Source organism: Micromonospora sp. KC721 (assembly GCF_004348355.1).
GTDB lineage: Bacteria > Actinomycetota > Actinomycetes > Mycobacteriales > Micromonosporaceae > Micromonospora.
This window is the reverse complement of record NZ_SMJY01000072.1, coordinates 1-25,345: the sequence shown is the minus strand read 5'-3', so window position 1 is coordinate 25,345 and position 25,345 is coordinate 1. Positions and strand designations below refer to the sequence as shown.

Genomic DNA, 25,345 nt, shown 5'->3' with positions numbered 1-25,345 from the left:
GGGTCAAGGGGTGCGGGCTGTCCGATCAGGGACAGCTCGGCGGCGGAGTCGGCGGTAGAACGGCCCGGTGTACCTCGGCCGACAGTCCGTCATCGTCACAGTGGTCCGCCTTCGGCCCTACCCACGGTGTACGGTGACGCCGTCCGGCCCGTGCAGCCCGCGCGGCACAGGCCACGTACGTCGCGAGGGGCTGACTGCCGCCCCCGAAACCCGCAACCCGGGCGGCGCGTTACGTTGGACATCCGGACCACCGGCGGTCCGGTGGGTACAGCGCGGCCCGAAGCGGGCATGAAGCAGGGCGGCCCGAAACGGGCATGGACTAGGAGTGAGGTCGGGGAGAGACGTGCCGAGCAACGCTGGAACCACCCGTCTGGTCATCGTCGAGTCACCGGCGAAGGCCAAGACGATCTCGGGCTACCTCGGCCCGGGGTACGTCGTGGAGGCCAGCTTCGGTCACGTCCGCGACCTGCCGCGTAACGCCGCGGACGTGCCGGCGAAGTACAAGGGTGAGCCGTGGGCCCGGCTCGGGGTGGACGTCGACAACGGCTTCCACGCCCTCTACGTGGTCTCCGCCGACCGCAAGCAGCAGATCAGCAAGCTGGTGAAGCTGGCCAAGGAGGTCGACGAGATCCTCCTGGCGACGGACGAGGACCGCGAGGGCGAGGCGATCGCCTGGCACCTGGTGGAGACGCTCAAGCCCAAGGTGCCGGTCAAGCGAATGGTCTTCCACGAGATCACCAAGCCGGCGATCCAGGCGGCGGTGGCCAACCCGCGCGAGATCGACCGGGATCTGGTCGACGCCCAGGAGGCCCGGCGCATCCTCGACCGCCTCTACGGCTACGAGGTCTCCCCGGTGCTGTGGAAGAAGGTCATGCCGAAACTCTCGGCGGGCCGGGTGCAGTCCGTGGCGACCCGGATCGTGGTCGAGCGGGAGCGGCAGCGGATGGCGTTCCGCACCGCCGAGTACTGGGACATCCTCGCCACCCTGGCGGTCGAGCAGGCCGGCGAGGGGCCACGCACCTTCCACGCCACCCTGGTCGCGCTGAACGGTGACCGGATCGCCACCGGTAAGGACTTCGAACCCACCACGGGTCGGGTGAAGCCGGGCGCCGGAGTCGTCCACCTGGACGAGAGCGGGGCACGCGGGCTGGCGGCCCGCCTCGACGGGCGGCCGTTCACCGTCACCCGGGTCGAGGAGAAGCCCTACCGCCGCCGCCCGTACGCGCCGTTCATCACCTCCACCCTGCAACAGGAGGCGGCCCGCAAGCTGCGGTTCTCGTCCCAGCAGACGATGCGTACCGCGCAGCGGCTCTACGAGAACGGCTACATCACCTATATGCGTACCGACTCGGTGAACCTGTCGGAGACCGCCATCGCGGCGGCCCGCCGGCAGATCGTCGAGCTGTACGGCGAGCGCAGCGTGCCCCCGGAGCCGCGCCGCTACACCGGCAAGGTGAAGAACGCCCAGGAGGCGCACGAGGCGATCCGCCCGGCGGGGGACAACTTCCGCACCCCGGGCGAGGTGGCCAAGGAGCTGTCGGCCGAGGAGTTCAAGCTCTACGAGTTGATCTGGCGGCGCACCATCGCCTCGCAGATGACCGACGCGGTCGGTTCCAGCGTGTCGGTGCGCATCCGGGCGGTCAGCGCCGCCCAGGAGGAGGCCGACTTCGGCGCGACCGGCAAGACCATCACCGACCCGGGGTTCCTGCGGGCGTACGTCGAGTCCAGCGACGACGAGAACGCCGAGGCCGAGGACGCCGAGCGCCGGCTGCCCAACCTGGTGAAGGACCAGCCGCTCACCGCCGACGAGTTGGCCGCCCAGGGCCACCACACCCAGCCACCGCCGCGCTACACCGAGGCGTCGCTGGTCAAGGCCCTCGAAGAGCTGGGCATCGGCCGGCCGTCGACGTACGCGTCGATCATGCAGACCATCCAGGACCGCGGGTACGTCTTCAAGCGCGGCCAGGCGATGATCCCGTCCTTCCTCGCCTTCGCGGTGATCGGGTTGATGGAGCGGCACTACCCGCGCCTGATCGACTATGACTTCACCGCCAGCATGGAGAACGAGCTGGACGAGATCGCCGGCGGTGACCACGCGGCGGTCGACTTCCTCACCTCCTTCTACTTCGGCAGCGCCAACGGCACCGGTGACCAGGCCATCGCCCACGCCGGTGGGCTGAAGAAGCTGGTCACCGAGAACCTCAGCGACATCGACGCGCGCAGCGTCAACTCCATCCCGCTCTTCACCGACGACGAGGGGCGCGAGGTCCTCGTCCGGGTGGGCCGCTACGGGCCGTACCTGCAACGGGCGGTGCCGGGCGAGCAGCCCGCGCCGGCTGCGGAGGGCGAGGAGAGCGGCGCCCCGGGCGACCGGGCGCCGATCCCCGAAGGGCTGGCACCGGACGAGCTGACCCCGCAGAAGGTGCACGAGTTGTTCCTCGGCGGCGGGGGCGAACGCAAACTGGGTGACGACCCGGCCACCGGGGAGCCGATCCTGCTCAAGTCCGGCCGGTTCGGTCCGTACGTGGCCAGCGGCGAGCGGAAGTCCTCGCTGCTGCGCTCCCAGTCGCCAGACTCGATCACCTTCGACGAGGCACTCAGGCTGCTCAGCCTGCCCCGCCTGGTGGGGGTGGACCCGGAGGGCGCGGAGGTCTTCGCCAACCACGGCCGCTACGGCCCGTACGTCAAGCGCGGCGACGAGTTCCGCTCGCTGGACTCGGAAGAGAAGATGTTCACCGTCACGCTGGAGGAGGCGTTGGCCCTGCTGGCCGCGCCGAAGACCCGCCAGCGCCGGGCCGCCGCGCCGCCGCTGCGCGAGATGGGCAACGACCCGCTCACGGAGAAGCCGCTGGTCATCAAGGACGGCCGGTTCGGCCCGTACGTCACCGACGGGGAGACGAACGCGTCGCTGCGGCGCGGGCAGACCCCGGAGGCGCTGACTCTCGAAGAGGCGTCGGAGATGCTGGCGGAGAAGCGGGCGAAGGGCCCGGCCCCGAAGAAGGCGACGAAGAAGGCCACGGCGACGAAGAAGGCGGCGACGGCGACGAAGGCTGCGGCGAAGGCCACGGGGACGAAGGCCACGGCCAAGAAGGCGACGGCCGCGAAGAGAACCGCAGCGAAGAAGGCCACCCCCGCGAAGAAGGCCACCCCCGCGAAGAAGGCCACCACCACCACCGACTGAGGCACCGCTTCAGATCTTGCAAGGACATGGCCCCGCCGGGGGCCGTTGCGCTTCCAAGATCGATGGGGTCGTCAGCCGAGGATGTGGCTGAGGTGGGGGTTGGTGAAGAGGTGGTGCGGGTCGAGGTGGGCGCGGAGCATCTGGAAGTCCGGCCACTTCGGGTACGCGGGCGCGAGCGAGGCGGCGTCGCGCCAGTGCAGCTTGCCCCAGTGCGGGCGGCCGCCCAGTTCGGTCGCCACCTCCTCGAACGCCCGGAAGTACGGCTCGTGCGGCGTGCCGATGTACTGGTGCAGGGCGAGATACGCCGAGTCTCTCCCGTACCCGTGCGACAGCCAGATGTCGTCGGCGGCGGTGAACCGCACCTCGACCGGGAAGAGCACCTTGAACGGCAGCCTGTCGACGATGCGGCGCAACTCCGCCAGCGCGGTGGGTAGGGCGGCGCGCGGGATGCCGTACTCCATCTCCACGAACCGGGTGCGGCGCGGGGAGCAGAAGACCGCGTCGGAGCGGCCGGTGTAGCTGCGTTCGCCGAGGGCCCGGGCGGAGACGGCGCTGATCGTCGGCACCACCGGGGGAAGGGCGCGACCGAGTCGGCAGAGCCCGCCGAAGACGGTGTTGGCGAGGAAGTCGTCATCGAGCCAGCCACGCCAGCGCGGCAGTGGCCGGTCGTCGGCGGGCACCCGGTCGTTGGTCTTGACCTGCACCCGGTCGGTGTACGGGAACCAGAAGAACTCGACGTGGTCGTGTCGGTCGACGAGCGCCGGCAGGGCGGCCAGGACGTCGTCCAACCGCCCGGGGCGCTCGTGGGCGCGCAGCACGAAGGCGTCGACGCAGCGCAGGGTCACCTCGACCAGTACGCCGAGCGCACCCAGCCCGACCCGGGCGGCGGCGAAGACGTCGGGGTGTTCGACGGCCGAGCAGCGCAGCACCTCGCCGGTGCCGGTGACCAGGACCAGCGCCTCGACGAAGGTGGCGAGGCAGCCGTACGCCGCGCCGGTGCCGTGGGTGCCGGTGGAGATCGCGCCGGCGATGGTCTGGGCGTCGATGTCGCCGAGGTTGGGCAGGGCGAGGCCGTGCCCGGCGAGCAGGGCGTTGAGCGTACGCAGGGTCATCCCGGCGGGTACGGTGACCAGCCGGGTGGTGAGGTCCACCCGTACGTCGGTCTCGAGCGCGGTCAGTTCGAGCAGCCGCCCGTCGGGTACCGCGATCGGGGTGAATGAGTGTCCACTACCCACCACCTTGATCCGTTCGCCGGCCGCGGCGGCGTCCCGGACAGCCTCGGTGACACCGTCGATCGTGTCCGGGCGGAGGATGGCGGGGGCGAGGCTGTGCTGGTTTCCGGCCCAGTTGGACCAGGTGGTGGTGCCGGCCATCCGCGCTCCTCGACATGAATGTGAACTGACTTCATATCAGGAACGTTGTGCCTGGTAAATACCGTAATCGAGATCCGCTCGTTGTACCGGTAGTCACGAACACGTGACATGCAGATATGTTCTTCCGTCGAAGGGGGGTGGCGCCGAGTGTCCTCACCAGCCGCCACGACCGGACCGCTGCGCCGCGTTCCGGTGCAGGGTCGAAGTGTCGCGCGGGTCCAGCGGATGCTGGACGCCTGTGCCGAACTCGTCGACGAAGTGGGGTACGAGGGGCTGACCACCACGCTGCTCGCGGAGCGGGCCGAGGTGGCGATCGGGTCGGTCTACCAGTTCTTTCCGGACAAGCGGGCCATCGTGCAGGCGCTGACCCTGCGGACCATGGAGTCCTACCTGCAACGGCTCGACGAGCGGTTCGCCTCGGACGACCTGACCCACTGGTGGGACGGCGTCGACGCCGGCATCGACGAGTACATCACGATGCACCGCACCGTCCCCGGGTTCCGTACCCTGCACTTCGGCGACGTGGTCGACCTGCACCTGCTCGACGAGCAGCGGGACAACAACGGCGTGATCGCCGACCAGTTGGCCCGGGTGCTCACCGAGCGGTTCGGAATGGTCGACGAGCCGCGGCTGCGGTTCTGTCTGGAGATCGCCGTCGAGGCCGCGGACGCCCTGATCAAGCTGGCGTTCCGTCGCAAGCCGGAGGGGGACGAGCGGGTGCTGGCCGAGGCCAAGGCGCTGATCCGCGAGTACCTGCACCGTCACGTCGAGGCTACGACCGAGCCCGAGTCGGCGGCGCAGGCCTGACGCCGGGCACCGGCTGACCGGCGCGGCGAGCGACCAGTCGCCGCCGCGCCGGAGGCAGGGTGCACAGCGCACCCGTCGGACGGGCGCGGTTCAGAGGAAGGCGTGGCCCTCGCCCCGGTACGTCGGCACCGTGTCGACCACCTCGTCCCCGGCGACCAGGTGCACGTCGTTGACGTGCTCGCAGAGCTCCCCGGCCTTGGCGTGCCGGAACCAGACCCGGTCGCCGACGCGCAGGCCGGCCGTACCCGGTCCGCTCAGCGGTGTCTGCACCTCGCCCGCGCCCTCGGTGCCCACCAGCGACAGCCCGGCCGGCAGCCAGGGGCGCGGCAGCCGGCTGCGTTCGGCCGGGCCGGAGGCGGTCCAACCGCCGCCGAGCACGGTGACCAGGCCGGGTGCCGGCCGACGGACCACCGCGCAGGCGAAGAACGTCGCCGGGGCCGGCCGCCAGGCGCGGTACGCGTCGAACAGCGTCGGCCCGTACAGGCCGGAGCCGGCGGTGACCTCGGTGACCGCGGGATCGGCGCTGGTGGCGACCAGGCTGCCGGTGCCGCCACCGTTGACGAACTCCAGGTCGGCGTGTTCGCGTACCGCGGCCACCGCCGCGCCCCGGCGGGCCAGCAGTTCCCGGTACGACCCGCGCTGGACGAGCCGGATCGCCGCGCCCAGGACCGCCCGGCCGGGCGGGGCGTCCCCGAGTCCGGCGATCTGTGCCTCGTACGACATCAGCCCGACCAGTCGGAAGCCCGGTCGGCGGGCGACGGCGGCGGCGAGCCGGCCGGCGGCCCGGGCGCTGTGCACCGGCGAGCGGCGTACCCCGACGTGCACCCGCCCGCCCAGCGGTCGCCAAGAGGCGTCCAGGTCGAGGCAGACCCGCAGTTCGGGGCGGCGGCCGGGGGCGCACACCGCGTCGATCAGGTCGAGTTGGTCGGTCGCGTCGACCATCAGGGTGACAGCCGCGGCGAGCACCGGGTCGGCGGCCAGTTCGGCGAGCGCCCCCCGGTCGGCCGTCGGGTAGGCGACCAGGGCGTCGTCGGTGACGCCCGTGCGGACCAGCCAGATCGCCTCGGGCAGCGTGAACGCCAGCACCCCGGCCCAGCCCGGTCCGCGCAGCGCCCGGGCGATCAGCGCACGGGTCCGGATCGATTTGCTGGCGGCGCGGACCGGCTTGCCGCCGGCCCGGCCGACCAGCGCGTTCGCGTTGGCGTCGAACGCGGTGAGGTCGACCACGGCGTACGGCGGGTCGAGGTGGGCGGTCGCCCGGTCGAGGCGCTCGCGCAGGGTGTCGCTGTCGATGGCCACGGATGCACGCTAACTGTCCGGAGGAGAAATACGAAACCCGCTCATGTATGCCGGCTGCGGGGGTTGGGGTCGGCGGCCTAGGCTCGGCGAGCAGGAGAATGTCACGGTGGGAAGGGCTCCCACCGGGACTAGAGTGTTGCACCGGGACCGCCCAGCGTTGGGCCGGCACGTGGAGGTACGGCCATCGAAAGCCAGCAGCACGGCGAGTCGTCCGGCGTGTCGCCGTCATCCCCGCAAGCCGGCGGCACCGGGCAGTCTCCGCCGCGACCCGGCCACGCCGGGCCGTCCGCCCCGCACGCCGACGGCGGGCAGTCCGCCGCGCAGCCTGCTCCGCCGGCCGACCTGTCCGGCTACGCCGCGATCCGCTCGGTGCTGCGCATCCGCCCGTTCCGGCGGCTCTGGATCGTGCTCGGCGCCGCCTCCTTCGGCGACTGGTTCGGCCTGCTCGCCACCTCTGTCTTCGCCGCCTCCCAGGTGTCGGGGAGCACGGCCAAGGGCGCGGTCTTCGGCGGCGTGATCGCCGTCCGGCTGCTGCCGGCGCTGCTGCTCGGCCCGGTGGCGGGCGTCCTCGCCGACCGCTTCGACCGGCGCTGGACGATGGTCATCTGCGACATCCTGCGCTTCCTGCTCTTCGCCTCGATCCCGCTGGTCGCCCTGCTCGGCGCGAGCGGGGCCGTGGTGGTCGGTTGGGCGGCGATCGCCACCTTCCTGATCGAGTCGGTCACCCTGCTCTGGATCCCGGCCAAGGAGGCCGCGGTTCCCAACCTGATCCCCCGCGCCCGGCTGGAGGCGGCCAACCAGCTCACCCTGATCACCACGTACGGCCTCACCCCGGTCCTCGCGGCGGTCGTCGCCGCGGTGCTCGACCGCAGCGTCCGGACCATCACCGGTGGCGAGATGCCCGCCTGGGCCGAACCGGCGGACCTCGCGCTCTGGGTCAACGCGTTCTCCCGGCTGGCCACCGCGCTGGTGGTGGTGTTCGGTATCCGGGAGATCAGCCAGGCGCGGGCCGGCGGTCAGGAACGCGACGAGCAGACCATGCTGCGCCAGTTCACCGAGGGCTGGAAGTTCATCGGCCAGACCCCGCTGGTACGCGGGCTGGTGCTCGGCATCCTCGGCGCGTTCGCCGGCGGCGGCATCGTGATCGGCACGGCCCAGTTCTTCACCACCTCGCTGAACGCCGGTGACGCCGCCTTCTTCCTGCTCTTCGGGGCGATCTTCATCGGTCTCGGGGTCGGCATCGGCCTCGGTCCGATGATCGTCCGGGACCTGTCCCGCCGCCGCTGGTTCGGGATGAGCATCGTGCTGGCCAGCGCGTCGGTGATGACCCTCGCCTTCGCCATCCACCTCTCCATGGCCATCGTCGGGGCGATCCTGGTGGGCGCCGGTGCCGGTATGGCCTTCCTCTCCGGGGTCACGCTGCTCGGCGGCGAGATCGCCGACGAGATGCGCGGCCGGGTCTTCGCGGTGGTGCAGATCGGCACCCGGCTGGTGCTGATCCTCGCCATCGCCCTGGGCGGCCTGCTCGCCGGCATCGGCGGGTCGCACACCCTCGACCTCGCCGGTGCGCAGATCTCGATCTCCTCCACCCGGGTACTGCTCCTGGCCGCCGGGGTCGCCGGCATCTTCGCCGGGATCAGCGCCTTCGGCCAGATGGACGACAAGAAGGGCGTACCGGTCCTGGCCGACCTGTGGGGCTCGATCCGGGGTCGCCCGCTGATGCCGGCCGAGTCGTTCGTCTCCAACGGCCTTTTCGTGGTCTTCGAGGGGGGTGAGGGCGCCGGCAAGTCCACCCAGTTGGAGGCGCTCGCCGCGCGGCTGCGCGACCGGGGGCGGGAGGTCGTGGTCACCCGCGAGCCGGGGGCCACCGCGATGGGTGGGCGGATCCGCACCCTGCTGCTGGAACACTCCGGTGACCAGGCACCCTCCCCGCGCGCCGAGGCGCTGCTCTACGCCGCCGACCGCGCCCACCACGTGGCCACCGTGGTCCGACCGGCGCTGGTCCGGGGCGCGATCGTGATCAGCGACCGGTACGTCGACTCGTCGCTGGCGTACCAGGGGGCCGGCCGGACGCTCCCGGTCGAGGAGGTCTCCTGGCTCTCCTCCTGGGCCACCGGCGGGCTCAAGCCGGACCTGGTGGTGCTCCTCGACGTGGACCCGCGTACCGGCCGCTCCCGGGTGACCGCCCGCAACCAGGGCCCCGACCGGTTGGAGGCCGAGTCGCTCGCCTTCCACGAGCGGGTCCGGTACGCCTTCCTCGACCTGGCGGCCGCCGACCCGAAGCGCTACCTGGTGCTGGACGCCACCCGCCCGGTCGAGGAGATCGCCGCCCTGGTGGCCCGCCGGGTGGAGGAGTTCCTGGTCGACCCGGCCGGCATCGTGCACCCGCGCCCGGCGCACGGCCCGGACACCTCGGTGCAGCCCGAGTTATCCGACACGGAGCTGGTGACGATGGAGCATCGGACCTGATGCCGGACGTCTTCGCCGACCTGGTCGGCCAGGACGAGGCGGTCGAGACACTGCGTCGCGCCGCCGCGTCGGCCGCCGCCGTGCTGCGTGCGGCCCACGCCGCGCCGTCCACCGGGAAGCCGGACGTCCTCGACGCCTTGGTCGAGGAGGCCGCCGGGAAGGCGCCCGCCGATCCGGGCGGGGCGATGACCCACGCCTGGATCTTCACCGGCCCGCCCGGCTCCGGCCGCTCGGTGGCCGCCCGGGCCTTCGCCGCCGCCCTCCAGTGTGCGCACGGCACCGGCTGCGGTCGCTGCCCCGGCTGCCACACCACGATGACCGGCACCCACGCCGATGTCCGGCTGGTGGTGCCCGAAGGTCTTTCCATCGGGGTGAACGAGATGCGGGCGCTGGTGCTCCGGGCGGCCAGCACGCCGTCCGGTGGCCGCTGGCAGATCGTCATCATCGAGGACGCGGACCGGCTCACCGAGGCGGCCGGCAACGCGCTGCTCAAGGCGATCGAGGAGCCGCCACCGCGAACCGTCTTCCTGCTCTGCGCCCCGTCCACCCACCCGGACGACGTGTCGGTGACCATCCGGTCGCGCTGCCGGGTCGTACCCCTGCGTCAGCCGCCGCCGGTCGCGGTGGCCGAGGTGCTGGTCGGCCGGGACGGCGTCGCGCCGGACGTGGCCGCCTGGGCCGCCGCCGCGGCCCAGGGGCACGTCGGGCGGGCCCGGCGGTTGGCCCGTGACCCGGAGGCCCGCAAGCGCCGGGACGCCGTGCTGGCGGTGCCGCGCCGGCTCACCGGCGTCGGCGCGGCGCTGGACGCCGCATCCGCGCTGATCGAGGCGGCCGAGGCGGAGGCAGAGGCGTCGGTCGCGGAAGCCGACGCGGCCGAGCGGGCCGCGCTGCAGACCGCGCTCGGCGCGGGCGGCACCGGGCGCGGCGCGGCCGGTGCCATGCGTGGTGCCGCCGGGCAGCTCAAGGACCTGGAGAAGCGGCAGAAGTCGCGGGCCACCCGGGCCCAGCGGGACGCTCTCGACCGGGCGCTGGTCGACCTGGCCGGCTTCTACCGCGACGCGCTCACCATGGCGTTGCGCGCACCGGTGGCCCCGGTGCACACCGACACCGCCGAGATGGCCGAGGCCGGTGCCCGGAAGTGGGACGCCGAGGGCGCCCTGCGCCGGTTGGAAGCGGTGCTGGAGTGCCGGGCGGCGATCGAGGCCAACGTCAAGCCGCGGATCGCGGTGGAGGCGATGATGCTCTCCCTCTGGAAGGGGTGACGGATCCTCCCTTCCGGCATCGACACGTGTCGTCGGCGTGCGGTACGGTCCGGTGTGCCGTGGTGACGGCGGTGGCACGCTGGGTGAGGTCGGCGGGGGGAGAACCGATGCCGCGCGAGATCGACGAGGCGTGGATCGAGGAGGCGGTGCGACGCTACCGTCGCATCGAGTCCCTGCAGGCCGAGTTCGACCAGGCGGTCGACACCGTCGAGGTGACCGTCCGCTCACCGGACGGGCTGGTCGAGGTGGTGGTGACCGCCAACGGTCGCATCACCGACGTGCGTTTCCTCGGCCCGCTGCACCACCGCCACCCCCGGGAGGTCGCCAACTCGGTGCGGGCCGCCGTGACCGCCGCCGCCGACGCGGCGCTCTGGGCCCGGGAGAAGCTGCACAACGAGACCTTCGCGGCGTACCGGCCGCTGGCGGGGGCCTGAGATGGACCCGCTGCGCGCCCTCGCCGCCCGGCTCGATGAGGCGAGCGCCTCGCTGGCTCTGCTCTCCCGCACGGTGACCGCCGCCGACCCGGCGCACCCGGCGTTCGGTGCGGACGCGCCGGGCCGGCCCGGGGAGATCGGCCGGGCCCTGCACCGGCAGTGGACCGCCGCGACCGGCGACCGGGCCCGCGAGGCGGAGGCCGCCGCCGCCCGGCTGGCGGCCGCTGCCGCCGCCCTGCGCAGCGCCGCCGACCGGTACGCGGCAGCAGACGACTCCGCGCGGCGGCGGCTGCTCGGGGAGGTCTGATGGACGCCCTGGACCGGCTCGCCGAGCCCGGCCTTGATCTGCTGCGCCGGGTCGACCAGCTGCTCGCCGCGGGTGCTCCCGAGGGGCACCGGCTCTGGCCGCTGCTGCGTCGCATGCAGGTGCTGCCGGGCGACGCGCTGCGCGCCTTCCTCGACCTGCACCCGGCGCCGCTGGCGAACGCCGGGCACGCGGTGCGCCGCCTGGTGCCCCGGTACGACGACGCCTGCGCCGCCCTGACCGACCGGGCGCTGTGGTCCGGTCCGGCCGCGTCGGCGTACGACGAGGCCCGGGTGGCGCTGCTGCGTCACCTCGACGAGGGGCCGGAGAGCCTGGTCGGGCGGCTGGAGTCGACCGCCGGGTACGCCGACGCCCTGGCGCAGTGGGTGGAGGGGAGCCGGCTCGCGGTGGCCCGGGTGCTCGCCGAGGTGGTGAGCTCGGCCGAGGCGGTCCGGGTGCACGCCGCCACCGCCCCGGGCGCGGCACCCGGGGCGGGCATCCACGCGGCGGCGGAGGTCGCCGCCCGGGTGCTGGCGGTGCTCGGGGTGGCGTACGACGGGGCGGAGACGCTGCTGCGCCAGTGGTCGCCGAGCCTGACGGAGTCGACGTGGCGCGGGTCACCCGGTGTCGCCGTCCAGTACGACGGCACCCTGCGGTTGGGTCGCTGAGTCCGTGCCGTCCGCGTGCGCGGCATCGTGTCGCACCGGTCCGGCGTCGTAGGGTGGAACGCATGGGCATGCTCTGTGCGGTCAGCTTCAACCGGTACGGGCGCCTCTACTACCTGGATCCGGGCGAGTTCCGCCCACAGGTCGGCGACCGGGTGCTGGTGCCCACCGACGACGGGCCCGAGGTGGCGGAGTGCGTCTGGGCCGCGCAGTGGGTCTCGGAGGACACCGACGGCTTCCCGAAGTTGGCCGGCCTGGCCCAGGAGGACGACCTGCGCCGCGACGAGCTGCTGCGCCGGCGCAAGGCCGAGGCGAAGGTGGCGGCGAAGCGGCTGATCCGGGAGCACGGGCTGCCTATGAAGGTGGTTGCGGTCGACCACGTGTTGGCCGCCGATGACGCCGGTGAACGGTCCACCGTCTACTTCACCGCGCCGCACCGGGTGGATTTCCGGTCGCTGGTTCGCGACCTGGGCGCGACCCTGCGGTGTCGGGTCGAGTTGCGGCAGCTCTCCGCCCGGGACTCGGCGCGGGTGCAGGGCGGCATCGGCTCGTGTGGCCGGGATCTGTGCTGCGCGACGTTTCTCAACGACTTCGAGCCGGTGACCATCCGGATGGCGAAGGACCAGGACCTGCCGCTCAATCCGCTGCGGATCTCCGGTGCCTGCGGCCGGTTGATGTGCTGCCTGAAGTACGAGCATCCGCTGTATGCCGCGAGCAGCGACTATCCGGCGAGCGGTCAACGGGTGGAGACCCCCGACGGCCTGGGGAAGGTGGTGTCCCGCCACCCGCCGAGCGGGACGGTCACCGTCCGGTCGATCTCCGATGGGTCCACGAAGCGTTGTGCCCTGTCCGACGTCTGCGGACCCCGCCGAGCCTACGACGACCGCCCATCCGACCTAGCCTGATCTTCGCTCGCGCCAGGTGGGGGCCCGGTCGGCTGGTCGGCTTCCTTCGCGCCGGGTCGGGCGTCCGGCCCACCGTGGCCGACACCTGTTTGCGTCAGGTAGGTGAGTCCCGGCACTTGATCAGCTTCGATTGCGCCATCCGACTGCTTCCGCGCTGCGGGTCGGCCCAATATGGCGCAGCCGGAGTGGATGATTGCCCCCGGCCGCACCGCCGCGGCGGAGGCGAGGCGAGGCGAAGCGGGTTCGGAGTGCGGCGGGCAGTCAGCTGAGGGTGATGGGGGGCTCGGCCAGGCGGGCGGAGAGGACAGTGGTGGGGAGCAGCCAGCTGGCGGAGGGGGACTGGTCGGGGTTGAGGTGCCAACCACGGGCCACCCGGTCGACGGCGATCGGATAGATGGTCAGGATGCCGTCCGGGGTGATACGCATGCGCAGGAAGGATTTCGCATCCTCGATGCCCTGACCGGCGAAGAGTTCGTTGAGGTTGACCCCGAAACCGCCCGCGATCAGCAGGTAGCCCGCCACCACCTGGCTGGCCACCAGCCCGACGGCCGGGGCGTAGCCGACCGTGGCGGCGACCACGGGCAGCGGCCACGACCAGTCGTGGAACGGCAGGGCCAGCCACAACCACGCGCCGGCCACGGCCAGCGCCACATGGGCCAGGCCATGGCCGGCCCCCAGGATCCAGTGCCGCGCGTACCGTTTTCCGCGAGCCGTGGGTGGCTTGGCGAAGAACACCGCACCCAGCAGCGTCACCCCCAGTACGAGCAGCAGCGGGACGCTGAACAGCCGCTGCTCGGTGGTGCCCGCCCGGTTGTCGGCGATCCCGGCCACGGCCAGCATCAACATCGTGTGCAGGATGCCGAGCAACGCGGTGAAACCAGGGTTGCGCAACGGCAGCCGGGCGAAGATCCCCCAGCCGTACCGGCGGGAACGCGCGGCATCCGGATACCGGCCGGCCAGTTCGTACGACCGGGTGCGGCTGGCCCGCCGGGACAGGGTGTCCTTCGGCGGCACCTCGATCCGCTCGGGCAGCTTGTGCGTCGGATAGAGGTAGGCGCCGCCACCGCCGCAGGTGACGAGCTGCCGATCCGGGCCGGCGTACCGGGCGTAGTGGTGCAGGTCGCCCGAGATCAGCAGCCGCACGTGCGCGCCGGTGGGGGCGATGATCGTACGGATGAAGTAGTCGATCGAGTCGTACGCGGTGGGGTGGTCGACGGCCTTGACCCAGGTCGGTGCCGGCACCGCCAGGATCACCCGGCTGCCCGGTCCCAGCCTCCGGGCGACCTCGTCGAAGTAGGCGAGCTGCGGATCGTCCAGGTACGACCCGGACTGGTCGTCGAGGCCGAGTAGCCACCAGTCGGCCGGCAGTTCGACCGCGAAGTACGAACGGGACTGGCCGGTGCCCCAACCGCCGAAGTGGCGGTCCCGGGATCGGGCGAAGATCCGCAGGAAGGCAGTCAGGCCGTCGTACCAGTCGTGGTTGCCGGGGACGGCGAACAGCGTCGGTCGCTCCGGCGGGGGGCAGGGCAGCGCCGCCTGGTACGGGCCCTTGCAGCGGTCCTCGTACGCCTCGTAGGCCGCCGACGGGTAGACCTGGTCGCCCCCCATCACCAGGGTCTGCGCCCGGGGCAGCCGGTGCCCGTCCACCGTCAGCTCCGGCTGCGCCAGCAGGTACGCCACCGAGTAGGTGGCGTTGAAGCCGTCACCGAGGTCCGCCACGTAGTCCAGCCACAGCCCGCCGTCCGGCCCGACCTGCCGGTTGATCCGCGATTCCAGGGCGTTCTGCAACTCCCGTTTGTCCAGATACGCCCCGAACAGCATCGCCAGCAGCGTACGGATGCCGGTGCTGATCAGCAGGAACGGCGCGAGCCACGGCACCGGCCCGCGAGGGGTGAAACCCAGCTCGACGGGATCCGTGCTGCGCGGCCGGCGGGCGGCCCGCTCACCGGGAGCGTCCTCGGCGGGTACGGCTTCGGAGTGGCTTCCTGCGTCGTCCGTCACCCGGCGCAGCGTAGTCGGCGTCCGTCAATCCCGCAGTCACGCAACCGTCGGATGTCCGGATCGCGGTGAGGGAACCCCCTCGGCCGGTCGGGGTGCGGTGGCGTACACTTGCTGATCGTTGCCGCCTTAGCTCAGTCGGCTAGAGCGACGCACTCGTAATGCGTAGGTCGACGGTTCGATTCCGTCAGGCGGCTCGGTGAGAAGCCCAGGTCAACGGCCTGGGCTTCGCCGTTTCCCAAGGTCGACCACACCGCCGCCGGTGGTGCGAGTCCGCAAATAGTCCGCATCCCGCGCAGCGACCGCCTCATCCAACGCGGACAGGATGCTGGCCAAGCTGACGGCGGACATCGGCAGGAGACGAGCATGGGTAGGGGAAAGACGGCGCTTGTGGCCGCCGGCCTCCTGGTAGCGCTGTTGCCAGGTGCCCTTGCCTGGCGCGCACTGTGGCCGGTTCGCATCGACGCTCTGTGCGGGGTCTTCCAGTCCCGTCAGGGTGGGGTCATCCAGATCACGCCAGATCACGCCTTCACGGTGTCTGAGGCCATGTTCGGTCCCAACGCGGACGGCTCTACGAACACGGTTTCCGGTAGCGGCCAGCTGCGCCCGGGCGACTTGGCAGCGGATGGTCAGCTAGTTCTGAGGATGAAGGATGCCAAAGCAAGCCTTGAATTGAACACTCAGCGTAGCTGGCGGGGGGAGGTGAGCCTGTGGCAGTGGGCCGACGACCCGGACACCGGGGAGCGCGAAACCTTCGTCCAGGAGTCTGCCTGCTAGCTGCGGACGGTCCGCATCTGGTCGGCAGGAGGTCCACCGAAGCTGGGGGAGCGGTGAGAGATGTCGGAAGGTATTTCCGCTGCTAGACCATCATGTGCCCAGGCCGGCGGGTCGCCCATCTTGATCTCGTAATGCGTAGGTCGACGGTTCGATCCCGTCAGGCGGCTCAGAGTGAGGCCCTGGTCAGCGTCAGCGCTGGCCAGGGCCTCATGTTTGTCTATCGACAGGCCCGGGGCGTGCTGGACTGGCTCAACGCAGCGCGCCGATGGTCAGAACCCCTCCGACGAGGCGGTCGGACAGCCCAGTGGTAGTTCCTGTTGGTACAGCTTCGAATGTACTATCTGTGGTGTGGAGACGTTGACGCACGGGCAGGTGCTGGCCCGCTTCGGCCATGCCCTGTCCGACCCGACGCGGGCGCGGCTGTTGCTGGCCCTGCGCGACGGGCCGGGATATCCGGCCGAGTTGGCCGAGCTGCTGGGCACGACCCGGCAGAACCTGTCGAACCACCTGTCGTGTCTGCGTGGCTGTGGCCTGGTGGTCGCGGTGCCGCAGGGCCGCCGCACCCGGTATGAGCTGGCCGACGCCCGCCTGGCGCATGCCCTGGCGGACCTGCTCGGCCTCGTGCTGGCGGTCGACCCGGCCGCCTGCGCGGATTCCGACGAGAAGGGCTGCTGCTGATGACCCGGCCCCTGGTCACCCCGACACCCGCGGGGCCGTCGCCGGCGCGCCGGCAGGTGCTCGCCCGCCGGGTGCGGCTGCTGGTCGCCGCCACGATCACCTACAACGTCATCGAGGCGGTCGTGGCGATCACCGCCGGCACGATCGCGTCGTCGACCGCGCTGATCGGCTTCGGGCTGGACTCGGTCATCGAGGTGTCGTCGGCGGCGGCGGTGGCGTGGCAGTTCGCCGGCCGTGACCCGCAGGCGCGGGAGAAGGTCGCCCTGCGGATCATCGCGGTCTCGTTCTTCGCTCTCGCCGCCTACGTGACGGTGGAGTCGGTGCGGGCGCTGGTCGGTGGCGCTGAGGCCGAGCACTCCAGCATCGGTCTGGTGCTGGCCGCGCTGTCGCTGGCGATCATGCCGGTGCTGTCGTACGCGCAACGCCGCGCCGGCCGGGAACTCGGCTCCCGTTCGGCGGTCGCCGACTCCAAGCAGACCCTGCTGTGCACGTACCTGTCGGCGGTCCTGCTCGTCGGACTCGGAGTGAACAGCCTGTTCGGGTGGTCCTGGGCCGACCCCGTCGCCGCACTGGTCATCGCCGCCGTGGCGGTCAAGGAAGGCCGCGAGGCGTGGCGCGGCGACACGTGCTGCACCGTCCCCCTGACCGCCCCCGTCGCTGACACCGGCACCGCAGCAGACGGGCGCGGCACCGGCGAGGGTGACGGGTGCGGATGCCAGCCGGGCTGCTCCTGCTGCACCGGGCACTGCTGACCGGCCGCCTGCTCCGTCCGGCCGAACTGGCCCAGCTACGGACTGTCGTCCCGCGTGACCCGGCGCATCCTGAGAAGGGCTCCTACGGGTTGGGTATCTGGACCCGTCCACTGGCCTGCGGCCCCGTCTGGGGTCATGACGGACTCGGCTTCGGATACAGCACCATCTCGCTGCACAGCGCCGTCGGCGCCCGCCAGGTCACGGTGGCCGCCAATATGAGCTTCTACAACCCGCCCGGAGCGCCCGACCCGATCGCCGACGCCATCGACGCCGTTGTCCAGGAAGGGCTCTGCCCGGGCCGGCCCGACAGGAGCACCGGGCGGCACTCGTGGGTCACCGCACCGGGGTTTACGCTGCCCTGACGCAGCAAGGCCACAGCCTCCCCGCCGCAGCCCTCGTGGTCGCTGCCGTGGGGCTCGTTTCCCCGTGTGCGCTGCTGAGGTGTGCGGGGCATCCGGTTGGCGGCGCGCAGGGACGTGCCCGGCAAGACAGTGACGAGCTCAGGACCGTGACATCCGGTAAGCGTAGGTCGACGGTTCGATTCCGTCAGGCGGCTCAGAGTGCGGCCCTGACCAGCGGGAGCGTTGGCCAGGGCCGCGCTGTTGTCTGTGCGATGTGCATCGTCACCCGAATCCCTCACACAGGGAAGGACGCGAAGACGAGTTAATGGCATTGTCGACGCTCATTTGTCTTCCACGTTTCAACATAGTCGTGTACCGGTGCCATCTGGGTTGCTCCATCCGGTGCAGGGGTGAGCGTATTAGCGCAAACATGACGCCCGGTATTCGTTGCTCGTAGGCTTTCGCCCGATACATCCTTTCCAGGTATTTTGTTGAGAGTCGGGCGTGCTATGCCTGACCAGCGGGGGGTTGGCCTGGTGCTCGGAGGAGCGCTTCAAGGCGCATCGCGACTGTTTCACGCAGATTTCCGGCAAGTCACGGCGACATCTTGACAGCGTATGTGAGCGATAACACTATGAGGTCCCCGCCATGTTCGCGTTTGGAGTGCGATTGAAGGTATCCGTGGGTCCTGGCGTATCTGCGGCGTCCGGAGGGCTGCGGCGGTTCTCGCCGCGGTCAGGGGCGCGTTCCTGTGCACCGGTGACGGCGAGCGCCCAGGCGCGGTGCGTCGAGGGCCGGGCGTGCGTCGCGGTGCAGGCGAGCTCGTCGATACGCGAGCAGCCCCAGCCGGTCAGCGACAACCGCCACACCGCACCCGTCGACACCACCCTGGGAACCGCCCACGGCACCCGGACGTTCACCGGCGTCGCGCCCGGCGCCAACGCCTACCAGTCCTTCACCACCCGCACCCACCCCGCCATCGGCTGTCGTGGGTAGCCCGCCACGGAACATCACCGGCCTCTTCCCGGCGGCCGGGTCGAGCGGTCTGCTGCGCCTCGACCCGGCCGCCCGTCCTGCCACAGGGCCAACCGTCGCGCCGACCGAAAGCAGGGTCGGTGACCACAGTGCATGTCAGAGCGAAGGAGGACACGGGTGAAACAACGCTTGCGAGGGGCTACCCGGCGACGGGTCACCGCGGTCGCGGCGGTCGGTGCCATGCTGACGGCGGGGCTGGTAGCCCCGTCGGCGCCGGTCCAGGCCGCCGAGCAGAATCTCATCGTGAACGGCGGATTCGAGGCCGGCGTCGCCAACTGGTTCGCGAACAACGGCAACCCGACCGACAGCGCCGTGCTGTCGTCGACCCCGGACGCCTACTCCGGTACGGGCGCGGTGCTCGTCACCGGCCGGGCGACGACCGGGTCCGGGCCGATGCAGGATCTCAGCGGCAAGGTGCAGGCCGGGCAGGCCTACACCCTGACGGCCCGCGTCAAGTACGAGAACGCGAACGGGCCGGCGACGAAGCAGTTCTTCGCCACCATGCACTACGGCGGGTCCACCTACACCAACCTGGTCAGCGTGGTCGCGACGAAGGGCCAGTGGGCGCAGTTCAACGGGACCTTCACGATCCCGGCGACGCAGAACGTGTCGACGGCGCGGCTCTTCTTCGAGACGCCGTGGACGAGCGCGCCGGCCAGTAACCCGGACCTGCACCTCATGGACTTCAAGCTCGACGACGTGTCGGTGGTCGGCGCGGCACCGCCCCCGCCGCCGTCGAAGACCATCGAGGTGGTCGGCAAGCTGCCCGGTGAGCACAACCCCTTGATCGGACACAAGTTCGGCGCCGACGGTTTCGGCTTCGTGCATGGCGGTCGGGTGTACCTGTACCTGACCAACGACACCCAGGGCTACGCACCCGACCCGGTCACGGGCGTCTCGCCGGGCATCAACTACGGCAGCATCAACCAGATCACGCTGATCTCCTCAGAGGACCTCGTGAACTGGACGGACCACGGCGAGATCCAGGTCGCGGGCCCGAACGGCGTGGCGCCGTTCACCGGCAACTCGTGGGCGCCCGGCATGGCCAAGAAGACGGTGAACGGGAAGGAGAAGTTCTTCCTCTACTACGCCAACGGCGGCGGTTCGAGCAACGTGATCACGGGTGAGTCGCCGCTCGGCCCGTGGACCAGCGAGCGCACGAGCACGCTGATCAACGGCGGTACGCCCGGCGCCGAGGACGTCGCGTGGAAGTTCGACCCGGCTCCGCTGGTGGACGACGACGGCCAGGCCTACCTCTACTTCGGTGGCGGCCCCGCGTCGACGAGCATGCCGGCCGCCGAGCGCTTCAACAACCCGAAGAACATCCGGGCGATCAAGCTCGGCGATGACATGATCTCGACCCAGGGGTCGGCGGTGGTGGTCGACACGCCGGTCTCCTTCGAGGCGGCGCAGGTCTTCAAGCGCTCCGGCAAGTACTACCTCTCGTACTCGTCGCACTTCGGCGGGCCCGACTTCGGCGGCAACCAGACGCCGCTGCCCGGCTACCCCGGCGCCGGCCAGATCGGCTACCTGATCTCCGACAACCCGATGTCGTGGCCGAAGGAAACCTACGCGGGTGTGCTGTTCCCCAACCAGTCGCAGTTCTTCGGCGCCGGCACCGGCGGCAACAACCACCAGTCGGTGTTCGAGTTCGAGGGCAAGTACTACTTCACCTACCATGCCCCGACGCTCAACAAGCGCATCAACGGCAACACCACGCAGGGGTACCGCAGCCCGCACATCCAGGAGCTGACCTTCAACCCGGACGGCACGATCCAGCAGGTCGTGGGCACCTACGCCGGCGTGGACCAGGTCAGGAACTTCGACCCGTTCCGCGTCTTCGAGGCGGAGACCTTCGGCTGGAGCAAGGGCGTCGCGACCGCGAAGGTCGACGGCGGCTCCGCCCAGTTCGGCACCTCGGCGCCGAACCTGGTGGTGCGGGACATCGACAGCGGCGACTGGACGGCGCTGTCGTCCGTCGACTTCGGCACCGACGGCGTCGCCAGCGTGACGGCGAAGGTGCGGGCGCTGGCCGCCGGCGGCCGGATCCAGGTACGCCTGGGCGACGTCGCGGGTCCCGTGGTCGGCACGGTCCCGGTCGACACGCCGGCCGGCGGGTGGGCCGAGGTAACCGCGGCGATCGAAGGTGTCAGCGGCGTGCACGACGTCTACTTCACCTACGAGGGACCCGCCGGAACGGACCTCTTCGAGATCGACTCCTGGGAGTTCGAGGCCGCGACCGGCCGGCCCGAGCTGCCGGTGACGGCGAGCGCCCAGGCGCGGTGCGTCGGGGGCCGGGCGTACGTCGCGGTGCAGGCACACAACGGCCACACCGCACCCGTCGACATCACCCTGGAAACCGTCCACGGCAACCGGACGTTCACCGGCGTCGCGCCCGGCGCCAACGCCTACCAGTCCTTCGCCACCCGCGCGGCCTCGGTCGCCGCCGGCACCGCCACCGTCCGGGCCACCGGCACCATCGACGGCAGCACCGTGACCACCGTCGCCACCGCCACCCACCCCGCCATCAGCTGCGGCAGATGATCAACGAACCCACCAACGGCAGACGTCAACGGAGATCACATGAACACATGGAAGCGTAGGGGGCTGTTCGCGGCCGGTGCCGCGACTGCCCTCCTGGCCGGGACGACGGCGCTGCCGTCGCCCGCGGTGGCCGAGGACGACGACGTACGGGTAACGGTCGACATCGAGGAGATCCGGGAGCCGGGCGTGCTCGCCCTGTCGATCGCGGGCGACTCCGTCGCGCTGTCCGAGGACGGCTCTACCCTGCTGGTCCGCCAGTTCGTCGGCACACTGCCGACGGTGACGGTCACCGACACCCGTACCGCCGACGAGGTGCCGGCCGGTGCGGCCTGGGCCGTGGTCGGCAGTGCGAGCGACTTCGTCGGCAACGCCGGGCAGGCGCCGATCAGCGCCGGTCACCTCGGCTGGAAGCCGAGGCTGATCGACGGTGGGGCCACCGGATCGGTCAGCGAGGGCGAGGAGGTCGTGACCGTTCTGGACGAACCGACCCAGCCTGGCAACAATGTCGGCCTGGCCGACCAGGAGTTGCTGATGTCGACGTACGACTCCGGGGCTGTCGCCGGTGACTCGTACTCCGTCAACGCCGACCTGTACCTGCGCACCCCGGCGGACGTCGCCGCGGGGGCGTACACCTCGACGTTGACCCTGTCCCTGTTCGAATGATCGCGCGCGGGGTGGGGCCATCGCAGCGGCCCCACCCCGCACCCCGGCCGCCGAAGGACACCCGATGATCCGTTCCGTGCCGCAGGCGCTGCCGAGGCTGCTCGCCGTGCTGGCCGCGGTGCTCGTCACCGTTCCGGTCGCGCCCACCGGTGCCGGCGCGAAACCCGCCGCGCCGAAGCTGACCTGGGCGGTGCAGCCGGCCAATCCGGACGGCCCGGACGGTCGGCGGTGGATCGAGCGCACCCTCGATCCCGGGCAGGTGGTGACGGAGCACCTGGCCGTGCGCAACTTCAGCGACAGAGCCGCGGTCTTCCGCCTCCAGGCCGCCGACGGCTATCTCACCGACAACGGCCGCTTCAACATGCTGCCCTCGGGCGAGGCGTCGAAGGACGGCGGCACCTGGATCACGGTGCGGAACACGGTCACCGTCGGTGCGAACGAGACGAAGGTGGTGCCGTTCACCATCGCCGTGCCCCGGAACGCCACGCCGGGTGACCACCCAGCCGGCATCGCGGCGTCGGTCACCAGCAGCGGCGGCACGGTCGCCGTCGAGAGCCGGGTCGGCTTCCGGGTCATGCTGCGCGTGAGCGGCACGGCCCTGGCGGCCCTGGCCATCGACGGCCTCACCGCCACGTACGGCCACTCCTGGAACCCGTTCTCGCCGGGCACCGTCCGGGTCCGCTACACGGTGGCGAACGACGGCAACGCCTGGGCGTCCGGCAAGGGTCGGGTGACCGTCTCGGAACTGTTCGGCCTCGCCGGGCGGGACACCACGGTCGACGTCGAGGAGCTGCTGCCCGGCGGCAGCCGGGTGGCCCAGGCCCGCGTCGGCGGTGTCTGGGGGCTGGGCCTGTTGCGGACGACCGTGGCGGTCACTCCGGCGGCGCTCGGCGACGGGACCGTCGCCGAGGCCCGACCGGCCACCTCAACCGTGACGGTCTGGGCGGTGCCGTGGCCGCAACTGTGCCTGGTGGTCGTTCTCATGGCGGTCGCCCTGGCGCTTCGGGCTCTGCGTCGCCGCCGTCGTCGGCGGCTCGCCCTGCTGCTCGAACGGGCCCGGCAGGAGGGTCGCGCCTCCGCCACCACGGCAGGGGTCTCGACGGGTTCAGCACGCTGACCTTGCCGGGTCACCGGCCACCCCCGATCGAGCGGCACCGGACGCCGTGGGGTGATCGGTGCGGCGACCCCGCAGCGAGCGGCGCTCCTGCGCATGTTTGCAGATAGTGGCTCTGACCTGGGATTTTGTCCTCTGTCTCGCTACCGTGGAGGTACGCCCGGCGCAGTGCGTCGCCTGGGCAGGCGCACCCGCGGCGCCGCTGGCGCCCAGCGGCGCGTGCGGCCTCCAGGCGTATCAACCTCGATCAGCCAACTGGTGCTTCGCCCACTCGGCGAGCGACGGCCAGGAGGTGACGAAAGGGTTAGGACCTGTGCGCAGTGAGAGCAGAACGAGCAATCAGGATCATTCTCGATGGTGGCTGCATCTTCGTGGGCCTCGGCGGGATAGTTCACCAGACGGCGATCGTGCCGCCCGGCCAGGCCAATGCCGTTCTCCTGGGGACGTATGTGGCGATCCTCGGGATCCCGGCGGGCGTCGGGCTGCTGTCGCTGCGCAGCAATGGCGTCAGCGGTACGACCAGTTCGCCATCGCCGTCTCGGCCGCAGGACTCGCCGTCGCCGCCGTCGCCATCGCCGCCGCTCTGCGGAACGGGTGATTGAGATGACGACGGAGCCCTGGCGCCTGCCGTCCCGAGCGTGGCAGGTCGTGTTCGCGTCGTTGGTGTTCGCGGCGGTGGTGGCCGTCTCGTCCATGGTGTACGCCAACTCCGTCGCCCGGACCTCCGAGCGGAGTTTGTGCGACCTGGTGGTGCGGCTCGACGACACCTACCGCACGATGCCTCCGCAGACCGCCACCGGGCGTCAGCTTGCCGCCGAGATCGCCGAACTGCGGAAGAAACTCGGCTGCCCGGCGTCGCGCGCGCTACGAGGGTGAGTGCCTGCCGTCCCGTCAGGCCGTGACGATCTGGATCGGCCGGGTTCGCCGTCGTGGCGGCTTACCCGGTGGCAGGCTGGACACCGTGGACCGGAAGCAGGTGGTTGGCTGGATCGCGGCGTACGAGCGGGCGTGGCGGACACCGGGGACGAAGACGCTCGCCGAGATCTTCGTCGACGGGGTGACCTACCGGCAGGGGCCCTACCGGTCGCCGGTCGTCGGACTGCCGTCCCTGGCCCGGATGTGGGAGGACGAGCGCAACGGCCCCGCCGAGGTGTTCCAGATGACCAGCGAAATCATCGCGGTCGAGGGGAACACCGCCGTGGCGCGGGTGGAGGTCCGGTACGCAGACCCGGTCGACCAGGAGTATCGCGACCTGTGGATCATCCGGTTCGCCGAGGACGGGCGCTGTGCTTCGTTCGAGGAGTGGCCGTTCTGGCCGACGCAACCGATCGCTGCCCGCCGCGACGAAAGCTGACCGAGGAACGCTCCGCCGGCCCGCCGGCTGGAGCCGGGCCATCCCGGCGGCCGGCCGATGCTTACCGGTACAGGCTCTTCAGGTACTCCGGGCCGTAGCGGCGCTCCAGTTCGGCCAGCGTGTCGGGGACGCTCTCGACCTCTTTGACGAGCCGGGGCCGGGGCGGCAGCACGTCCGGCTGCCAGGTCTGCGGCTGCCACAGCTCGGAGCGGAGGAACGCCTTGGCGCAGTGGTAGAAGATCTGCTCGACGGCCACCTCGATGGCCAGGATCGGTCGATGTCCCCTGACCACCATGTCGTCGAACCAGGGTGCCTCGCGGATCAGACGGGCCCGGCCGTTGATCCGCAGGGTGTCCGTGCGCCCCGGAATCAGGAAGATCAGCCCGACGTGCGGGTTCTCCAGGATGTTGCGGTAACCGTCGGCGCGTCGGTTGCCGGGCCGCTCGGGGATCGCCAGCGTGACCTCGTCCAGCACCGTGACGAAACCGGCTGGGTCGCCCTTCGGTGATACGTCGCAGCTGCCGTCCGCCCCGGCTGTGGCGACCAGGCAGAACGGGGAGGCCGCCAGCCACTGCCGGTCCCGTTCGTGCAGCACGACGCGTTCCTTGGTCACCGCCCGGGGCATCGGTGCCCCCACCAGCTCGCGCAGTTCCTCCGCCGAGGTGATCTCCACCGTCACGTCTGACTCCCCCGTCCGTTGACCTCGGTGGCACCTCCGATGGCCACCGGCCGCCGTCCGTCAGGGTAGGCGGCGCCGGCCAGCGCGAGGTTTGCCCACCCGAGCCGGGGGTACCGCCCATCAGCGTCCGGACGCGAGCAGTGGAGGCCCACCATGGAGAGCCGACTGAAGGCGCTGGGTCACCCCGTGCACCCGATGCTGGTGATGTTTCCGCTTGCTCTCCTGGTCACCGGCACCCTGTTCGACATCGTCGACGCGGTCGGTGGTCCCGACTTCCTGGGCGAGGTGGCGTACTGGAACATCACGGTCGGCCTCGGCGGTGGCCTGCTGGCCGCGGCGGCCGGGACGGTCGACCTGCTCGCCATCCCGGCCGGCACCCGCGCCAAGCGGGTGGCGCTCACCCACGCCGCCGCGAACGTCGCGGTGATCCTGCTCTTCGCCGCCGTCTGGGCGGTCCGGCTCAACGCCGAGTCCCGGACGGCCGGCGGCGCGCTGATCGCGATCGAGGTGGTCGCGGTGGCCCTGCTCGGCGTCAGCGCCTGGCTCGGCGGTGAACTGGTCGACCGGCTCGGTGTCGGCGTCGACCCGGAGGCCGGTTTGGACGCGCCCAGCTCACTGCGGCCCCCGGCGGCCACGCAACGGATCGGAGACGTGCGATGACGGAACAGTTCGGCGGCAGCGGGTTCGGCCGGGGGTGGCGGGGGCGGCAGC

The 25,345-nt window shown here is 71.4% G+C and carries 24 protein-coding genes and 1 tRNA gene; 20 read left to right on the top strand and 5 right to left on the bottom strand.

The features are described from left to right. Window positions 1-343 precede the first annotated feature (343 nt). Window positions 344-3,181: a type I DNA topoisomerase gene (topA, locus tag E1182_RS14680; protein WP_132265209.1), complete on the top strand. Its 2,838-nt coding sequence runs from the start codon at window positions 344-346 to the stop codon at window positions 3,179-3,181. 71 nt (window positions 3,182-3,252) lie between these two features. Here the strand turns inward: topA and E1182_RS14675 are convergent, their stop codons facing one another. Continuing rightward, window positions 3,253-4,554, bottom strand: coding sequence for a D-arabinono-1,4-lactone oxidase (locus E1182_RS14675; RefSeq protein WP_132265207.1), 1,302 nt, complete (start codon window positions 4,552-4,554; stop codon window positions 3,253-3,255). A gap of 225 nt (window positions 4,555-4,779) precedes the next feature. Here E1182_RS14675 and E1182_RS14670 point away from each other — a divergent pair, with 225 nt between their 5' ends. Further along, on the top strand, window positions 4,780-5,361 hold the full coding sequence (locus tag E1182_RS14670; RefSeq protein WP_132265205.1) for a TetR family transcriptional regulator: 582 nt from the start codon (window positions 4,780-4,782) through the stop codon (window positions 5,359-5,361). 90 nt (window positions 5,362-5,451) lie between these two features. Here the strand turns inward: E1182_RS14670 and E1182_RS14665 are convergent, their stop codons facing one another. Continuing rightward, window positions 5,452-6,660 carry an amino acid deaminase/aldolase gene (locus E1182_RS14665; protein WP_132265203.1) on the bottom strand — a complete coding sequence of 403 codons (1,209 nt, stop codon included), beginning with the start codon at window positions 6,658-6,660 and terminating at the stop codon, window positions 5,452-5,454. A 369-nt stretch (window positions 6,661-7,029) separates the two neighbouring features. On the opposite strand from E1182_RS14665, the gene tmk reads away from it, so the two are divergent. The 6 genes from tmk to E1182_RS14635 all read left to right on the top strand — a co-directional run bounded on the left by tmk (window position 7,030) and on the right by E1182_RS14635 (window position 12,699). Continuing rightward, window positions 7,030-9,129 carry a dTMP kinase gene (tmk, locus tag E1182_RS14660; RefSeq protein ID WP_132265201.1) on the top strand — a complete coding sequence of 700 codons (2,100 nt, stop codon included), beginning with the start codon at window positions 7,030-7,032 and terminating at the stop codon, window positions 9,127-9,129. Beyond that, on the top strand, window positions 9,129-10,391 hold the full coding sequence (locus tag E1182_RS14655) for a DNA polymerase III subunit delta' (protein WP_132265198.1): 1,263 nt from the start codon (window positions 9,129-9,131) through the stop codon (window positions 10,389-10,391). The genes tmk and E1182_RS14655 overlap by 1 nt, the downstream gene beginning before the upstream one ends. Before the next feature lie 107 nt (window positions 10,392-10,498). Further along, window positions 10,499-10,825 (top strand): YbaB/EbfC family nucleoid-associated protein, encoded by a 327-nt coding sequence (locus tag E1182_RS14650; RefSeq protein ID WP_132265196.1) that lies wholly within the window; start codon window positions 10,499-10,501, stop codon window positions 10,823-10,825. Between the two features lies 1 nt (window position 10,826). Continuing rightward, entirely contained in the window at window positions 10,827-11,132 is a 306-nt protein-coding gene (locus E1182_RS14645) for a hypothetical protein (protein WP_132265194.1), read from the top strand. Then, on the top strand, window positions 11,132-11,797 hold the full coding sequence (locus tag E1182_RS14640) for a hypothetical protein (protein WP_132265192.1): 666 nt from the start codon (window positions 11,132-11,134) through the stop codon (window positions 11,795-11,797). The genes E1182_RS14645 and E1182_RS14640 overlap by 1 nt, the downstream gene beginning before the upstream one ends. 62 nt (window positions 11,798-11,859) lie before the next feature. After that, the gene (locus E1182_RS14635) at window positions 11,860-12,699 is read left to right on the top strand and encodes a regulatory iron-sulfur-containing complex subunit RicT (protein ID WP_132265190.1); all 840 of its coding nucleotides are present in this window, start codon (window positions 11,860-11,862) and stop codon (window positions 12,697-12,699) included. Window positions 12,700-12,960: 261 nt separating this feature from the next. On the opposite strand, the gene E1182_RS14630 is transcribed toward E1182_RS14635, so the two are convergent. Further along, the gene (locus tag E1182_RS14630; RefSeq protein WP_371687552.1) at window positions 12,961-14,709 is read right to left on the bottom strand and encodes a metallophosphoesterase; all 1,749 of its coding nucleotides are present in this window, start codon (window positions 14,707-14,709) and stop codon (window positions 12,961-12,963) included. A gap of 111 nt (window positions 14,710-14,820) precedes the next feature. On the opposite strand from E1182_RS14630, the gene E1182_RS14625 reads away from it, so the two are divergent. Continuing rightward, window positions 14,821-14,894, top strand: a tRNA-Thr gene (locus tag E1182_RS14625). A gap of 16 nt (window positions 14,895-14,910) precedes the next feature. On the opposite strand, the gene E1182_RS14620 is transcribed toward E1182_RS14625, so the two are convergent. After that, on the bottom strand, window positions 14,911-15,222 hold the full coding sequence (locus tag E1182_RS14620) for a hypothetical protein (RefSeq protein ID WP_132265185.1): 312 nt from the start codon (window positions 15,220-15,222) through the stop codon (window positions 14,911-14,913). Between the two features lie 600 nt (window positions 15,223-15,822). Here E1182_RS14620 and E1182_RS14615 point away from each other — a divergent pair. From E1182_RS14615 to E1182_RS14570, 10 genes are all read left to right on the top strand, one after another. Next, window positions 15,823-16,152: a helix-turn-helix transcriptional regulator gene (locus tag E1182_RS14615; RefSeq protein WP_207914450.1), complete on the top strand. Its 330-nt coding sequence runs from the start codon at window positions 15,823-15,825 to the stop codon at window positions 16,150-16,152. After that, the gene (locus E1182_RS14610) at window positions 16,152-16,904 is read left to right on the top strand and encodes a cation transporter (RefSeq protein ID WP_132265183.1); all 753 of its coding nucleotides are present in this window, start codon (window positions 16,152-16,154) and stop codon (window positions 16,902-16,904) included. The genes E1182_RS14615 and E1182_RS14610 overlap by 1 nt, the downstream gene beginning before the upstream one ends. Then, entirely contained in the window at window positions 16,859-17,266 is a 408-nt protein-coding gene (locus E1182_RS14605; protein ID WP_132265181.1) for a hypothetical protein, read from the top strand. Before E1182_RS14610 ends, E1182_RS14605 begins: the two co-directional genes overlap by 46 nt. A gap of 738 nt (window positions 17,267-18,004) precedes the next feature. Beyond that, window positions 18,005-18,241 (top strand): hypothetical protein, encoded by a 237-nt coding sequence (locus E1182_RS14600; protein ID WP_207921401.1) that lies wholly within the window; start codon window positions 18,005-18,007, stop codon window positions 18,239-18,241. Between the two features lie 156 nt (window positions 18,242-18,397). Further along, window positions 18,398-20,824: a family 43 glycosylhydrolase gene (locus tag E1182_RS14595; protein WP_132265179.1), complete on the top strand. Its 2,427-nt coding sequence runs from the start codon at window positions 18,398-18,400 to the stop codon at window positions 20,822-20,824. A 39-nt stretch (window positions 20,825-20,863) separates the two neighbouring features. Then, on the top strand, window positions 20,864-21,487 hold the full coding sequence (locus tag E1182_RS14590) for a hypothetical protein (protein ID WP_132265177.1): 624 nt from the start codon (window positions 20,864-20,866) through the stop codon (window positions 21,485-21,487). A gap of 64 nt (window positions 21,488-21,551) precedes the next feature. Further along, window positions 21,552-22,604: a WxL protein peptidoglycan domain-containing protein gene (locus tag E1182_RS14585; protein WP_132265175.1), complete on the top strand. Its 1,053-nt coding sequence runs from the start codon at window positions 21,552-21,554 to the stop codon at window positions 22,602-22,604. A gap of 317 nt (window positions 22,605-22,921) precedes the next feature. Continuing rightward, window positions 22,922-23,203 (top strand): hypothetical protein, encoded by a 282-nt coding sequence (locus E1182_RS14580; protein WP_132265173.1) that lies wholly within the window; start codon window positions 22,922-22,924, stop codon window positions 23,201-23,203. 1 nt (window position 23,204) lies between these two features. After that, window positions 23,205-23,477 (top strand): hypothetical protein, encoded by a 273-nt coding sequence (locus E1182_RS14575; protein ID WP_132265171.1) that lies wholly within the window; start codon window positions 23,205-23,207, stop codon window positions 23,475-23,477. 85 nt (window positions 23,478-23,562) lie between these two features. Beyond that, complete coding sequence (locus E1182_RS14570) at window positions 23,563-23,955, top strand: nuclear transport factor 2 family protein (protein WP_132265169.1); 393 nt, start codon at window positions 23,563-23,565, stop codon at window positions 23,953-23,955. Between the two features lie 61 nt (window positions 23,956-24,016). Here the strand turns inward: E1182_RS14570 and E1182_RS14565 are convergent, their stop codons facing one another. Then, window positions 24,017-24,634 (bottom strand): pyridoxamine 5'-phosphate oxidase family protein, encoded by a 618-nt coding sequence (locus E1182_RS14565; RefSeq protein ID WP_132265167.1) that lies wholly within the window; start codon window positions 24,632-24,634, stop codon window positions 24,017-24,019. 153 nt (window positions 24,635-24,787) lie between these two features. On the opposite strand from E1182_RS14565, the gene E1182_RS14560 reads away from it, so the two are divergent. After that, on the top strand, window positions 24,788-25,294 hold the full coding sequence (locus E1182_RS14560; protein WP_132265165.1) for a DUF2231 domain-containing protein: 507 nt from the start codon (window positions 24,788-24,790) through the stop codon (window positions 25,292-25,294). Window positions 25,295-25,345 lie beyond the last annotated feature (51 nt).

What these genes read in the sequence shown, in the direction of transcription:
- E1182_RS14560 (WP_132265165.1), top strand. Translation starts at nt 24,788, where the DNA reads ATGGAGAGCCGACTGAAGGCGCTGGGTCACCCCGTGCACCCGATGCTG.
- E1182_RS14670 (WP_132265205.1), top strand. Translation starts at nt 4,780, where the DNA reads ATGCTGGACGCCTGTGCCGAACTCGTCGACGAAGTGGGGTACGAGGGG.
- E1182_RS14655 (WP_132265198.1), top strand. Translation starts at nt 9,129, where the DNA reads ATGCCGGACGTCTTCGCCGACCTGGTCGGCCAGGACGAGGCGGTCGAG.
- E1182_RS14640 (WP_132265192.1), top strand. Translation starts at nt 11,132, where the DNA reads ATGGACGCCCTGGACCGGCTCGCCGAGCCCGGCCTTGATCTGCTGCGC.
- E1182_RS14610 (WP_132265183.1), top strand. Translation starts at nt 16,152, where the DNA reads ATGACCCGGCCCCTGGTCACCCCGACACCCGCGGGGCCGTCGCCGGCG.
- E1182_RS14575 (WP_132265171.1), top strand. Translation starts at nt 23,205, where the DNA reads ATGACGACGGAGCCCTGGCGCCTGCCGTCCCGAGCGTGGCAGGTCGTG.
- E1182_RS14650 (WP_132265196.1), top strand. Translation starts at nt 10,499, where the DNA reads ATGCCGCGCGAGATCGACGAGGCGTGGATCGAGGAGGCGGTGCGACGC.
- E1182_RS14585 (WP_132265175.1), top strand. Translation starts at nt 21,552, where the DNA reads ATGATCCGTTCCGTGCCGCAGGCGCTGCCGAGGCTGCTCGCCGTGCTG.
- E1182_RS14635 (WP_132265190.1), top strand. Translation starts at nt 11,860, where the DNA reads ATGGGCATGCTCTGTGCGGTCAGCTTCAACCGGTACGGGCGCCTCTAC.
- E1182_RS14590 (WP_132265177.1), top strand. Translation starts at nt 20,864, where the DNA reads ATGAACACATGGAAGCGTAGGGGGCTGTTCGCGGCCGGTGCCGCGACT.
- E1182_RS14675 (WP_132265207.1), bottom strand. Translation starts at nt 4,554, where the DNA reads ATGGCCGGCACCACCACCTGGTCCAACTGGGCCGGAAACCAGCACAGC.
- E1182_RS14645 (WP_132265194.1), top strand. Translation starts at nt 10,827, where the DNA reads ATGGACCCGCTGCGCGCCCTCGCCGCCCGGCTCGATGAGGCGAGCGCC.